The organism is Bacillus thuringiensis, from assembly GCF_001595725.1.
Classification (GTDB): domain Bacteria; phylum Bacillota; class Bacilli; order Bacillales; family Bacillaceae_G; genus Bacillus_A; species Bacillus_A thuringiensis_K.
Map to the genome: position 1 here is coordinate 816,308 of NZ_CP014282.1, position 13,925 is coordinate 830,232.

Sequence of the window (13,925 nt, forward strand, 5' to 3'; positions counted from 1 at the left end):
TGGTTACGTCTTGTGTAAAAATAAATAAACGGGAGGAAGTAATATGCCTAAATCAAATTTAGAAATTATTAAAAGCACGTATGAAGGATCAGCTTCTTCAAATGCAAAGCATTTAGCAGAAGCCTTCTCTGAAAAAGTGGAATGGACAGAGGCAGAAGGGTTCCCGTATGGCGGAACATATAAAGGCGTAGAAGCTATAATGGAAAATGTATTTAGCCGTTTAGGATCAGAATGGGATGATTATAAAGCAAGTGTAAATACGTATCATGAAGTAAACGGAAAAGATGTAATTATTGCTGAAGGTGTTTATTCAGGAATTTATAAAGAAACGGGAAAATCATTTGAAGCAGAATTTGTTCATGTATGGCAACTTGAGAACGGAAAAATTGTGAAGTTTAAGCAATATGTAGATAGTCATATTGTTAGGGAAGCGATGAAGAGATAATGCTTTTTAAATGGATCGTAGGTATATGCATTACAATTATAGTAATTTTCTCGTCTATAGTTGGCGGAAAGAAATTGCTTGCATATGTGGAAAAAGAAAATAAAAATATTCAAATCGAGCGAGCGGCAAACGAAAAAGAGAAAAAAGCTGCAGAAGAAGCTCCGCAAATTAGTGAAGGTGAAATTATTTCTACTATGCATAAAATGGTGCACCAAAAGGTAAAATCCTCTGAAAAATGGGGATTTGTAGAGATGACAAAAAAGGAGATTTCTAATGTAAAAAGAGATATTGAAAATAGTACAGGTTTTCAATATAAAATGAAGTTATTTTCTATTATAAATAGATGGGAAAAAGGAGATTTTTCTCAAACTGTTGAGGAGCATAACTTTTTATGGAGCCTTCAAGGTGGAGATACTGGCAAGGCGACGGAACGTTTATCGCCAGAAGAGGAAAAGCAGTATATAAAAGAAATGAAGAGTAAATAAAAACATCGCCAACCCAGATGACGATGTTTTTTCATTAAGAATGTTTTCGTATTAAAGGTCTAGTTGGCTGAACGGCAACAGTTTTGAAATGAGAAAATAAATAACATCCTGTTACAACGACCATTGTCCCTACAATTTGTATCCACGTTAATTCTTCACCGAGGAAAAGGAATGCTAAAATCGCTGTGAAAATCGGATTGAAGTTTAGAAAAATCCCGGATGTCGTAGCTCCTAATTTTTGTACACCAATATTCCAAAATACCATACAAAGAACTGTCGAAATAAGCCCAGTATATAAAAGTGATGTGATGAAAGAAGTATTTATATTTGAAACAGTGAAGCTACCTATGTTAAACGGTAGTAATAAAATAACGCCGAAAATACCAGAGTACAACGTTGCCATAAGTGGTGTAGTTGTTTTTGTTGCCCATTTACTACAAACAGAATAGATTCCCCAAATACAAACTGCTGCAATCATCCATAAATCGCCACTATTAAAATGTAGTGAAAATAAAAGCGAGAAATCACCTTTTAATAGGACGAGGATAACCCCGAAGAATGAAAGAATCATGGATAGAATTTGAAGTGTATTTACTTTTTCTTTTAGAAATAATACTGAAAATAGTGCAATGGAAATCGCATTTAATGTAGAAATAAGTCCTACATTCGTTGCGGATGTTTTTTCTAGTGCTAGAAATTGAAAGATGTTAAAAAGAGCGACCCCTGAAATTCCCATGAGTATTAACGGAAGTATGGCAGCGCGAGGTGGAATGATTTTCTTTTCTTTAAACCATACCATCGGTAATAAACAAACGATCGCAATCATCCATCTTAAGCTTGTAAGTGTCATCGGAGACGCGTGATCGACGAGTGATTTTCCAACGACGAAATTTCCTCCCCATAATAAGCTCGTTAGTAATAATAAAAAGACATAAAAATAAGGCATATAAAAATCCCCTTTGTTGTAATCAATATGAATTGTAAATAATTTTAGCATTTTTCTTTATTATGTAATATATTCTTTTGTATAATGGGGAAAAGTCGATAAAATATTTTGTTTTGGATGATATTTACAGAAAGATATTCGGTTTTATATAGGTTATAAGTTGTTTTTTCGAATAATCATCGGTAAGAAAAAGGGGGAATTTTGATGGAGTCGTCAGTTATTAAAGTGTTAGATGATTTAGACGTACAAATTTTAGATATATTGCAGAAGGAGTCTCAAGTAAGTAATGCAGAGCTTGCGCGACGCGTTAATTTATCGCCAGCTGCGATGCATGCGAGAATAAAAAGATTAGATGGAGAAGGGTTCATTGATAAGCTAGTAGCCATTTTAAATCAAGAAAAGCTTGGTTTTGATTTGTTATGCTTCATTTTTATGAGCACGAATATTCATCAATCGGATAAACTGGAAGTGCTGGAAAAAGAATTAGAAGCAATGCCTGAAGTGTTAGAATGTCACTGTTTAACAGGAGAGTATGATTATTTATTAAAAGTTGCAAATCGTGATCGTAAAGAGTTGGAGCAGTTTATTAGAAAGCTGAATAAGCTTGGTATTACAAGGATACAGACGAGTTTGGCACTTCGTGAAATTAAATATTCAACAGTATTGCCGATACGAGATGAGGAACCAAGCATCGATTAGATTGCTTGGTTTTTTGTTTGTATAAAGTGATTGACGAGAAGAAAAGAGAGATGTATTATTATATAAAATTATGTATTAAAATTCATTTTAGGTTATAAATATTAATATCGGGGGCAAGGGGAGAGCATATGAAAATCTGTAATGCGGTTACGAGTGATGTGAAAGAAATTTATAGTCTTATTGAGGTTTATGCAAAAGAGGGAGTTGTTTTACCACGTTCTCTTTTGTCTCTTTATCAATATTTGCAATGTTTATATGTTATGAAAGAAGAAGAGAAAGTTGTTGGAGTTGCTGGTTTACATGTGTTAGGAGAGGACCTTGCAGAAGTTCGGTCGTTAGTCGTTTCGCATACATATGCAGGGAAAGGAATCGGGCGTATGTTAGTAAATCATGTAATAAATGAAGCAGTGAAAATAAAAGTAAGTAGAGTCATTTCTTTAACATATGAAACAGAATTTTTTCAAAAGTGTGGATTTGATTTTGTGAATAGAGATGCGCTACCAGAGAAAGTATGGGTTGATTGTAGACATTGTCCAAAGGTTGATTATTGTGATGAGGTGGCGATGATTCGATATGTTGGATGAAATAAAAGGAAAAAAGAGCAGCTAGCAAAAGCTAACTGCTCCATTCAAGGGATCTCTCCAAGGGGGAGTGGAGAAAATATTATGTTACTAGCATTATTGACAGATTATTAGGAAATATACAAATCGGATGAAAGAAATTTTAAATAAACTTTCGGCATTGACAGTTTTTAAAATGTTCATGTACAATACATATGAATGACATTCAGTCATTTTTGAAAATAGCAGGATGTAGTTTGCTTGGAAACGGAACAAATATAAATGGTAAATGAGGATGATATTTGTTTTTATATAGTATTGATGAAAGAGTATATTTTTTTAAAACAAAAATGACTGATAGTCAGTCATAAGAGGTGAGAGGTATGAAAAATAAAGCTTGGTTATATGTCATATTAACATGTATCTTTGAAATTTTTTGGGTGTTTGGTTTTAATACGGCCAATACTTGGTGGCATTGGATCGTTATTTTAGGAGTTATTGCTGTTGATTTTTACTTTCTTTCTAAAGCTTGTGAACATCTTGCAACAGGAACTGTATATGCTGTTTTCGCCGGAGCTGGTACGGTAGGTACTTTCTTAATGGATGTATTTCTTTTCGGTGGAAGTTTCAGTGCAGGTAAACTATTCTTCATTCTTATGGTAGTAGCCGGTGTTATCGGTTTAAAGTTAGCTGACAATAAAGAAGAAACTGTGGAAGGAGCTGCTTAAAAATGGGTTGGTTTTTCGTATTGTGTGCTGCAATTAGTGAAATAGTCGGTGTGATAGGACTTAAAATGTATAGTAAAGATAAGACATTAGCCAATGGTGCGATTTATATAGGTGGGTTTGCTACATCCTTCGCATTTTTGTATACATCTTTCTTATTTTTACAAGTCAGTGTCGCGTATGCGGTTTGGATTGGTATTGGAACAGCGGGAGCCGTTTTATTAAACATGTTCTTGTTTGGTGAGTCGAAAAGTAAAGCACGTATCATTAGTGTGGCTCTTATTGTATGCGGAGTGACAGGATTAAAGGCACTTTCTTAAAGATATATTGTATTTTTATCTCCTAATTGTTTATTAGGAGATTTTATTATAAAAAAATGACTTCCTCTTAGAGTTCACTATCATTGACAGTACAATCGATTATCTTATAAAATGAGTGACAGTCATTCAATATGCGTGTGAAAGGGTTTAGATGATGAATAAAAAAGAGAAAATTGTCTATGCAGCTATTGAAGTGTTTCAGGAGAAGGGCGTCGAAAAAACGAAGATTTCTGATATCGTGAAATTAGCTGGCATTGCGCAAGGAACTTTCTATTTATATTTTCCTTCTAAGCTATCTGTTATGCCTGCAATAGCAGAAGTGATGGTTGAAAAGATGATACTTGCAGTGAAAGAAAAAGTACAAAAAGATGTACCTTTTTCAAATAAAGTGGCACAAGTAATTGATGCGGTGTTTCACTTTATAGAGGAATACCGTGAAATACAAGCTTTAATGTATGCGGGTCTTGCATCTACTGAACATATAAAAGAGTGGGAAGCTGTATATGAGCCTCTTTATATGTGGTTAAGCGAATTTTTAAGTGAGGCGAAAGAAGCTGGTGAAATTCGTGATTCGGTTCACGCAGAACGAACAGCGAAGTTATTTATCGCTCTTGTTGAATCAGCAGCGGAACAAGTGTATTTATATGATCATAAAGATGATGAGCAGGTGGATTTGCAAAAGGAAGAAGTACTAGATTTTTTAACACATGCACTACATATAAAGAAGTAGTAAGATGAACCTGTCTGAGAAGGTAGGTTCATTTTTGAGGAAAAATGAATGATAGTCATTCACCTAATACTTATGTATGTGTGGAAGGATAGAGTGAAATTCTAATGAGTGGAGGCATCTCTACTCATGATTAGCCCACAAATAGCAGGATAAAGAAAAAGCTTCTTGGGCATTATTTTTTGAGAGGAGCTTACGGGAAGAGGTGTTAAAAGTGAAGAAACCGATAAAAGAACAAAAGATGGTACTGGTCATTCTTTTGAGTAATATATTTATCGCTTTTCTAGGGATTGGATTAATCATTCCGGTTATGCCGTCCTTTATGAATGACATGCATTTAACAGGGAAGACGATGGGGTATCTCGTTGCAGTGTTTGCAATGGCTCAGCTTATTGCTTCACCTATTACAGGCCGGTGGGTTGATCTTTACGGTAGGAAGAAAATGATAATCATTGGATTATTTATTTTTGGTGTTTCAGAGCTTCTTTTTGGATTAGGAAAAGATGTGTGGATGCTTTATGTAGCGAGGGTGTTAGGCGGAATTAGTGCTGCTTTTATTATGCCTGGTGTTACGGCATATGTTGCGGATATTACATCTATTCAGGAACGTCCAAAGGCGATGGGATACTTATCTGCGGCTATTAGTACTGGATTCATTATAGGGCCTGGAATCGGCGGATTTATTGCAGAATACGGTATACGTGTGCCGTTTTTTGTTGCAGCAGCAATTGCCTTTATAGCATGTGTGATTTCGATATTTATTTTAAAAGAACCTTTAACGAAAGAAGAGCTTGCAGAGATTTCTTCTAATACGAAAGAATCAAGCTTTATTGGTGATTTAAAGAAATCATTACATCCAATGTATGCAATTGCATTTATTATCGTATTTGTACTCGCATTCGGATTATCAGCATATGAAACTGTGTTTAGTCTGTTCTCTGATCATAAATTTGGATTCACACCGAAAGATATCGCAGCAATTATTACAATTAGTTCAATCTTTGGGGTAGTTGTGCAAGTATTTATGTTTGGCAAATTGGTAGACATGTTCGGTGAGAAAGTATTAATTCAAATATGTTTAATTGTAGGTGCAGTGTTAGCATTCGTCTCAACTGTAGTCTTTAATTATTGGATTGTACTTCTCGTTACGTGCTTTATTTTCCTTGCATTTGATTTACTTCGTCCAGCTTTAACGACGTTTTTATCAAAAGCAGCTGGAAAAGAGCAAGGATTCGTTGCTGGGATGAACTCGACTTATACGAGTTTAGGAAATATCGCAGGACCAGCGATGGGCGGAATATTATTTGATATGAATATTCATTATCCATATGCATTTTCAGGCGTTGTTTTAATAGTTGGTCTCGGCATTACATTTATGTGGAGAGAGAAACAGTTGGCTGAAAGTTTTGCGAAGTAATGAGAATAAAGAATGATTGGAAAGCCCCTTTTTGTAAGGGGCTTTTTTGCATGTTAATACATGGATGGCTGTATCCATAACTTCGCAAAATTTGCCCAGCCGAATGAATCAATTGTTACGTTTTTTAAAGAAGAAGGGTATGTTTTTCTTTTTAAAACGTGATAGTTAAATAAAATGATGTGCTCTACTTGTAAAAATTCTTCGATTTCATACATGAGCTCATAGCGTTCTTCTTTATTTGCCTCTAATAAAAATGTATCAAGTAAACAGTTAATTTGTTTTTCATAGTGCGGATCCATGAACCGATTTACGAAGCAACTTTTATTTTTAAACACATTTAAGAATGCGAGTTCATGGTCAGCAGCAAATACTTCTCCCATGAAAATAATATCGGCATGTGTATCGATAGAACGATCCATATAATCTGAAACGAGAAATGGGTGAAGTTCTACATGTATGCCTAATTGTTCGCAACGTTCTTTTAGGAAATATGCGTCATTTGCACTGTCTTTAAATGCGAAGAAATAAATATGAATCGTTTCTCCGTTATAGGTGCTCTTTTTTAAATACTCTTTCGCTTTTTCTAAAGAGTAGGACCTTTTAGTAGCTTGGCGGCTTCTATCAGGGAAGAAGCTTGATGCAGCAATTGTTCGTCTACCCTCTATGTTACGAAGTATCATTTCAACATCATATAGTTCTCTCCAAGCTTTTCGAAAGTAAATGTCGTGATGAGGACCAGGTTTTGTAAAGTTGAAGCCAGCATAAATACAGCCTATTTCTTCTATTTGTATATCATGCCTTTCATTTTCCTCTTCGTTTGGTAGTTCATAATCAGCATCTATTTGCACATGGTCAGGAATACCCCAAAATTCAATACGGTCTAATAACGCGCGCTCTTTAAAATAATGGGTGAACGCTTCGAGTACGATATTATCTTCAGAGTAATGAGCAAGTTTGAAAGGTCCAGTACCTATATAATGATTATTTTGAATACTAGCATCACGCGGTAAAATTGCGAGCTGCATTGAACTTACATAGTGTAAGAAAAATAGATTTGGTTTTGCTAAATGGAATTGAATTTGCAGTGTTGATGGTGTTTCAATTTGAACAATTTCTTCTGTTAACCAATCGAAAGGAGAGTGAACTTGCTTTAATCGTTCAAATGAAAATTGTACATCTTTAGAAGTTAAAACTGTTTCGTTATGAAAATATACATCCTTTCGTAAATAAAAAGTCCATGTAAGCCCGTCTTCACTTAATTCCCACGTATGCGCAATGTGTGGTTCCATTTTTTCAGTAACATCGTTATAAACGACTAACGTATCAAAAATTTGACTCGTAAGATGGCTTTCTGTAGTTACAGCTACAAAAGCTGGATCTAATGGAAATATCTTTCTCGATATAGGAATCTTTAATATGTCGTACATATCATTTGAAGGTTCGTATCCAAAATGATGATGTAGTTTATTTTCTATCTTTTTTTGAAGTGCAAGGGGGAGGGGGCCTTTTAAAAGAAGAAAAACGTCTTTTAATTTTTCTTTCGCTAACAGTTCATCTGCATAGGATTCAATCGCTTCTACGAAATTATGTGAAAATAGAATTTCCGTTTTATTTCCGCGTCCTCGTCCTGGAGTCCAGCTAATTAATTGCTCCTCGCTCATTTTCTTTAATAAAATCTTTACGTTTTTCGTACTGCAATATAAAACATCTGCTAATTCTTGTAAGCTATTTCGTATATGTTGTTGATCTTGTGCATGTAATCTTAATCGAATGTAATAGTCCATAATTTTCATATATACACTTCCTTCTATCATAAAAGGGGAAACTCTTTAGAATATTCTAACCTTTTTCTTCCTTTTTTTCAAAGTAAAATAAGTAAGCATAAGGAGGGGAAACAATGGGATTTTGGAGTATGCATCGAAATATAAAAATTAGAATTATAACATCATTTTTAACACGTACTGTGTCCACGATGATTTTTCCATTTATGGCGATTTATTTTTCAATAAAGTTAGGTAGTGCGATTGCTGGTGCGTTACTACTCATTAATGTCATAGCTTCATTAGTAATTGGTTTATACGGTGGATATGTTGGAGACCGGCTTGGGCGTAAAAAGGTTATGATTATCGGTCAAAGTATACAAGTCATTTCCATTGCTTGTATGGGAGTTGCGAATTCGGATTACATTGACTCACCATGGCTAACATTTGTGTTTATGTTAGTGAATAGTTTAGGGTCTGGACTTATGAATCCTGCGACAGAGGCGATGTTAATTGATGTGAGTACACCTGAAAATCGAAAAGTGATGTACAGCATTAGTTACTGGGCTATTAATTTATCGATTGCCATTGGAGCGATATTTGGAGGATTACTATTTGAAAACTATAGACTACAATTGTTTATCGTATTAACGCTTGTTGCCATTATGACTTTATATGTGATGGCTGTGTATATGGAAGAAGTGTATGTAGCACGAAAAACGGTGGAGAAGAAAAATGTATTAAAAGATATGGTAGATAGTTATAAAGTCGTGATGAAAGATAAAGCATTTTTAATTTTTTGTGCAGCGAGTATATGTACATTATCGTTAGAGTTTCAAATTAATAATTATTTAGGGGTACGTTTGCAGAAGGAATTTGAAACGGTGCACTTTTTATTCGGGGATGGTTTTACGTTTGATTTAACAGGTATTCGCATGTTGAGCTGGATTTCTGCAGAGAATACAATTTTAGTTGTGTTATGTTCAGCACTTCTTATTAAAATGCTGAAAAGCTTCAATGATTTGAAAATCTTATATGTAGGCTTATTCATTTACACGATTGGATTTACAATACTCGGAACAAGCAATAGTTTATGGATTTTATTAATTGCAGGGCTGTTCCAAACGGTAGGGGAGATGATGTATGTGCCAGTACGTCAATCTATTATGGCAGATATAGTGCCAAATGAGGCAAGAGGCTCATACATGGCGATTAACGGAATGGTCTTTCAAGTGGCAAAAATGAACGGAGCATTAGGTGTTATGCTAGGTTCATTTCTTGCATCTTGGGGCATGAGTGCTCTGTACTTTATCGTGGGTATGAGCAGTATTTTATTATTTATGAAGGCGATTGGGAGAGAGAAGTATGAGGGGGAGGCTTCTCAGATTGGATAAAATGATATGAAAAGCGATGCTAGAAATCGCTTTTCACATGGCTTTTAAAACGGATCAACTTCAGCTAAATCAGGATTGCTATTTGGGTTCGTTAATAAGACTTTCAGCTCACCTACTTCAGAGAGAGCGACGAGGATATAACCACTAATAAGGACGACGAGTCTGATGACTCTTAATGTTTGCAGTGTAATGTCACGGCTATTGTTTTCGGAGTTGTCTTGGGGCGTTGAAGGTGGATTGTTGTTCATAGTTAGGCTCCCATCTCTTGTATTTATATATGTGTAAAATCATTATTTAACTTATGGATAGGAATCGTATAGTCATTTTCACTATATGAGAAATGCCTATGAAAAGTGATTAGAAATTTGGGGACAAAGAAGGGATGGAATCCACAGATCATTAAAAACGATATTCTTTTTTATGTTTCATACAAATAAAAAGGTTAACCAAAATAGCCATTTAGCTATTTTGGTTAACCTATAATAACTATCCTAATATACGCAATGATTCTTCAATAAACGCTGGTATATCTTCTGGTTGTCTACTTGTGACTAGCTGGTTTTGGCATACGACAACCTCTGTGTCATGAAAGTTTCCGCCGGCGTTTTTTAAATCGACTTCAATAGATTTATATCCAGTGACATCACGTCCTTCAAGTGTTTGTGCAGTGATGAGTAGCTGAGGTCCGTGACAAATAGCGAAAACAGGTTTTTTTGCATCCATAAATGCTTTACTAAAGCGAACGAAACGCTCATCTGCACGAAGTATATCTGGAGAAAATCCGCCGGGTATGAAGAGTGCATCAAAGTTTTCTGGAGAAACACCATCAATATTTTTATCAATTACGACTTCGCTTTTTTCTTGTTTACCGTGTACCGTTTTACCTTTTTCCAATTCAATAGTTGTTAATTCATATCCCTTCTGTTTAAAAGCCTCTACTGGCTCTGTGTATTCTGTGTCCTCGAAATAATCCGTTATTAAAATAGCAATTTTTTTACTCATTCTAATCCGCTCCTTACATTATATTATCGGTTCCAGAATCGTCCTTGGGAAATGCCTTCTATAAATGACTCAATTGAAGTGTTTGTTAAGTTGTAAACTCCTGCTCCATCCAGTTTCACCTTACTATGGTCTAAAGCATGAGGGTCACTAAGGACATGAGCTATCGGTTTAAAATGTTTAAAAGTAGTTTCTGCAAATTCTAAAACAGGGGGTTGAATGACAGATTTACTACTAAACACTAATACTGCATCAAAAAGTGAGGAGTCTGCTGTTGTATAAGTATCCGTTACTTTAATGGAATTATTGAAATGATAAATTTTATTATCTATGATGCTATAGTTAATTCGATGCTGTGCAAAAGCTTGAATCCATTCGGACAGAAGAGAGATGCTTGGGTCACCATTTAATAGAATTGCAACATTTTTGGAATCAGCTTTAAAAATAGTATTGGACATGCTGAGTGCAGGTGATTTTGCATCTGAATTTACTTCGTGATTTTCCTTAGGTAAAGGAGCTCCAATAATGTTAGCGACTTCTTGTGCTAATTGACGATCGACGTGGTTTAAAAGAGCAATTACATTTGCCTTCACCATGTCTGATTGGCACTTCCCAACTTCAAAGCAAAAAGCTTCTTTTATATGTTGCTTTTCAATAGGGCTCATACTATTATAGAAAAGTTTAGCCTGAGAATAAAAGTTAAGGAAGCTTTTACTGCGCCCTCTAATTTTATGTCCATCAATCTTTTCTTGATAATGCTCATATCCTCCTTGTTCTGCTTGGACTGTTGCTGGTTGATTATTATTTAAGCCATTAGGATGATAGCTTGTTTGACCACGATGAATTTGCATTTGATGCATACCATCACGTTGATTATTATGAAAAGGACATACAGGCTGATTAATAGGGATTTGATGGAAATTAGGTCCTCCTAAACGAGATAATTGTGTATCTGTATAGGAGAATAATCTTCCTTGCAGAAGAGGGTCATTTGAAAAATCAATACCTGGTACGACATGACCAGGGTGGAAAGCTACCTGCTCCGTTTCCGCAAAGAAGTTATCAACATTTTTGTTCAATGTCATTTTACCAACTAGTTTTACAGGAACTTCTTCTTCCGGCCATAATTTCGTTGGATCTAAAATATCAAAATCAAATGCATGCTCATCTTCTTCTGGAATTAACTGTAATCCAAGCTCCCATTCCGGATAATCGCCTTTTTCAATTGCTTCGTATAAATCTTGACGATGGAAATCAGGATTTTTCCCAGCAATCTTTTGAGCTTCATCCCATACTAATGAATGAACCCCAAGGGCAGGTTTCCAGTGAAACTTTACGAAATGGGCTTTTCCTTCTGCGTTAATGAGTCGAAATGTGTGAACTCCAAAACCTTCCATCATTCGTAAACTACGCGGAATAGCACGGTCGCTCATTTGCCACATGACCATATGCGTGGACTCAGGGTTATGTGCAACAAAATCCCAAAAGGTATCATGAGCGCTAGCTCCTTGAGGAATATCATTATGTGGTTCTGGTTTAACTGCATGGACAAAATCAGGGAATTTAATAGCATCTTGGATAAAGAATACTGGCATATTATTGCCTACTAAATCATAGTTTCCTTCATCTGTATAAAATTTTGTAGCGAATCCGCGTACATCTCTTACTGTGTCGTTGGATCCTTTAGAACCTTGAACGGTTGAGAAACGTACAAATACAGGTGTTTTCTTTGAAGGATTTGTAAGAAAATCTGCTTTCGTATATGCTTCTAACGATTCATAAAGCTGAAAATAACCATGAGCGCCAACTCCGCGTGCATGAACAATTCTTTCGGGAATTCGCTCGTGATCAAAATGGGTCATTTTCTCGCGAAAGTGGAAATCCTCCATTAAGGTTGGGCCTCTTAAGCCCATCTTTAAAGAAAATTCATCTTCGGCTATTTTTACTCCTTGGTTTGTTGTTAAAGCATGTTTGCATTGATTGTCGGTAATATGGTGTTTCAATTGTTCCGTTTTTTTATTCACAATATAGGCCCCTCCTTTACTCTGTTAATTTAATAGATACCCTTTTTATTAGGACGTAAACATGTATTATCGTTTTTGTATGTAAAATCATAAAATATCGGTTGTTCCGGTGATTCTTGTTTGAGGAAAAAAATAAAACGCCAAGGAGAAAATTCATTTTCTCCTTGGCGTTTAAGATAATTCTTTTCGTTAAAACGAGGAAACACGTTGCTTCGTTTTTGGTACAATAATAAATTTGATCCAGAGTAACCCGATAATCATAATGATAAGGCTATGTAAAATTTCTCCTGTAGCAAGGAGTATAACAATTGAAAATACAATGAGTTGAATACTTAGCAATATAAAGATTAAGTGAAGAAATTGATTCAGTCGTTTTTCAGTATCAATTGGATATAATGCTACAATAATATTTCCCGAAAAATATTTCCATAGGGAACGGAGCTGCATAGAAATCATATATAGGACGATGTAAGCGATAGCGCCCTTTACGTATATGTTTGGTATAAAATATAAGGCGAAGGCACCAATCAGCCCTAAGCGAATATATATACCGAAATAATCATTCCCGCGTAAAAATGCGAGTGTATGTAAATAGAAGAAAGTTGCTCGTTTTTTATGTAATAAAGGTTCAATCCAAGTTGTAAGCCATTTTCTTTTATTTACTTGCTTGTTTAGTTGCGGAACATCGGTGAAGATGCTAGCAAATTGATAGAAACGAACGTTCATTTTTTCTTCTTGCTCGATTATGTAATCCCACGGTATTCGTTTTGTAGGCTGTTTTTTCGTGTATAGAAGTAGGAAAGCAAGTAGTAAGAGTAATCCGCCTAATATGAGAACATTTGCTACATAAAACAGCATATAAATGACTAGGGCGTTACAAGCAATACGAATGATCAGCCATATATTTTTTTCGTGACTATCACGCCACATCCAATGTATGTATATGTTCCAAGCTTTCGTAACCATTAAAACGAGAAAGATTGTACAGAAGAAAGGTATCGTTAATTGTAATGATTGCAGTGCAAGCGGAACGAGAATAAGGAACGTAAATAATAATGGGAAAAGCTGAATGATGTAATTATATAGAAGAGATTTTTTGAAATAAGAAGTTAATTTCTCTTCTAGTGCTAGTAAATAGACAGCGTCAGGTTTCTGAATAAATGTACGAATAGGGCATCTCGTTATAATGAATGTAAGTACAATCGTGATGAGTAGTAAAGATATTCCTTTAGAAGGAGATGTTTTTAGAAACTGAGCATAGTAGTATGCGCCAACGCATGAAATAAAGATAAAGCTATATAGTAAACCGTTAATCATACGTGCAAAGTATGTAATGATATTTTGAATATGTTGTTGGAAACGGCTGTTCCATAGTGATTCGATTGACATGTTTTTCACCTCTTTGTTCTATTATATATGTTTTG

Annotated in this window: 15 protein-coding genes; 9 read left to right on the plus strand and 6 right to left on the minus strand. The window is 35.2% G+C overall.

What is annotated here, in order from left to right:
- Positions 1-43 precede the first annotated feature (43 nt).
- Both AXW78_RS04160 and AXW78_RS04165 read left to right on the plus strand, forming a co-directional pair.
- Positions 44-445 (plus strand): nuclear transport factor 2 family protein, encoded by a 402-nt coding sequence (locus AXW78_RS04160; protein WP_001126687.1) that lies wholly within the window; start codon positions 44-46, stop codon positions 443-445.
- The gene (locus AXW78_RS04165; protein WP_000897978.1) at positions 445-930 is read left to right on the plus strand and encodes a PRK06770 family protein; all 486 of its coding nucleotides are present in this window, start codon (positions 445-447) and stop codon (positions 928-930) included. The genes AXW78_RS04160 and AXW78_RS04165 overlap by 1 nt, the downstream gene beginning before the upstream one ends.
- Before the next feature lie 34 nt (positions 931-964).
- Here the strand turns inward: AXW78_RS04165 and AXW78_RS04170 are convergent, their stop codons facing one another.
- On the minus strand, positions 965-1,876 hold the full coding sequence (locus tag AXW78_RS04170; RefSeq protein ID WP_001146275.1) for a DMT family transporter: 912 nt from the start codon (positions 1,874-1,876) through the stop codon (positions 965-967).
- 204 nt (positions 1,877-2,080) lie between these two features.
- On the opposite strand from AXW78_RS04170, the gene AXW78_RS04175 reads away from it, so the two are divergent.
- The 6 genes from AXW78_RS04175 (at position 2,081) to AXW78_RS04200 (ending at position 6,324) form a co-directional block, all read left to right on the plus strand.
- A complete protein-coding gene (locus AXW78_RS04175; protein ID WP_000446090.1) occupies positions 2,081-2,575 on the plus strand; it encodes an Lrp/AsnC family transcriptional regulator in 495 nt (164 codons plus the stop codon).
- 128 nt (positions 2,576-2,703) lie between these two features.
- On the plus strand, positions 2,704-3,159 hold the full coding sequence (locus AXW78_RS04180) for an N-acetyltransferase (RefSeq protein ID WP_000686671.1): 456 nt from the start codon (positions 2,704-2,706) through the stop codon (positions 3,157-3,159).
- A gap of 359 nt (positions 3,160-3,518) precedes the next feature.
- Positions 3,519-3,863, plus strand: coding sequence for a DMT family transporter (locus AXW78_RS04185; RefSeq protein ID WP_000790628.1), 345 nt, complete (start codon positions 3,519-3,521; stop codon positions 3,861-3,863).
- Positions 3,864-3,865: 2 nt separating this feature from the next.
- Positions 3,866-4,180, plus strand: coding sequence for a DMT family transporter (locus AXW78_RS04190; protein ID WP_046946562.1), 315 nt, complete (start codon positions 3,866-3,868; stop codon positions 4,178-4,180).
- Positions 4,181-4,331: 151 nt separating this feature from the next.
- Positions 4,332-4,910: a TetR/AcrR family transcriptional regulator gene (locus AXW78_RS04195; protein ID WP_002163855.1), complete on the plus strand. Its 579-nt coding sequence runs from the start codon at positions 4,332-4,334 to the stop codon at positions 4,908-4,910.
- 211 nt (positions 4,911-5,121) lie between these two features.
- The gene (locus AXW78_RS04200) at positions 5,122-6,324 is read left to right on the plus strand and encodes an MFS transporter (protein ID WP_061883805.1); all 1,203 of its coding nucleotides are present in this window, start codon (positions 5,122-5,124) and stop codon (positions 6,322-6,324) included.
- A 53-nt stretch (positions 6,325-6,377) separates the two neighbouring features.
- On the opposite strand, the gene AXW78_RS04205 is transcribed toward AXW78_RS04200, so the two are convergent.
- The gene (locus AXW78_RS04205; RefSeq protein ID WP_116777522.1) at positions 6,378-8,138 is read right to left on the minus strand and encodes an SgrR family transcriptional regulator; all 1,761 of its coding nucleotides are present in this window, start codon (positions 8,136-8,138) and stop codon (positions 6,378-6,380) included.
- A gap of 83 nt (positions 8,139-8,221) precedes the next feature.
- Between AXW78_RS04205 and AXW78_RS04210 the strand changes: the two genes are divergently transcribed.
- On the plus strand, positions 8,222-9,478 hold the full coding sequence (locus AXW78_RS04210) for an MDR family MFS transporter (RefSeq protein ID WP_000508199.1): 1,257 nt from the start codon (positions 8,222-8,224) through the stop codon (positions 9,476-9,478).
- Positions 9,479-9,522: 44 nt separating this feature from the next.
- Here AXW78_RS04210 and AXW78_RS04215 read toward each other — a convergent pair whose 3' ends face one another.
- From AXW78_RS04215 to AXW78_RS04230, 4 genes are all read right to left on the minus strand, one after another.
- Positions 9,523-9,726: a hypothetical protein gene (locus AXW78_RS04215; protein ID WP_002163857.1), complete on the minus strand. Its 204-nt coding sequence runs from the start codon at positions 9,724-9,726 to the stop codon at positions 9,523-9,525.
- Positions 9,727-9,964: 238 nt separating this feature from the next.
- Complete coding sequence (locus AXW78_RS04220; protein ID WP_000037533.1) at positions 9,965-10,480, minus strand: type 1 glutamine amidotransferase domain-containing protein; 516 nt, start codon at positions 10,478-10,480, stop codon at positions 9,965-9,967.
- Between the two features lie 23 nt (positions 10,481-10,503).
- Positions 10,504-12,501 carry a catalase gene (locus tag AXW78_RS04225; RefSeq protein WP_061883806.1) on the minus strand — a complete coding sequence of 666 codons (1,998 nt, stop codon included), beginning with the start codon at positions 12,499-12,501 and terminating at the stop codon, positions 10,504-10,506.
- A gap of 189 nt (positions 12,502-12,690) precedes the next feature.
- Positions 12,691-13,890 (minus strand): ABC transporter permease, encoded by a 1,200-nt coding sequence (locus AXW78_RS04230; RefSeq protein WP_000021351.1) that lies wholly within the window; start codon positions 13,888-13,890, stop codon positions 12,691-12,693.
- Positions 13,891-13,925 lie beyond the last annotated feature (35 nt).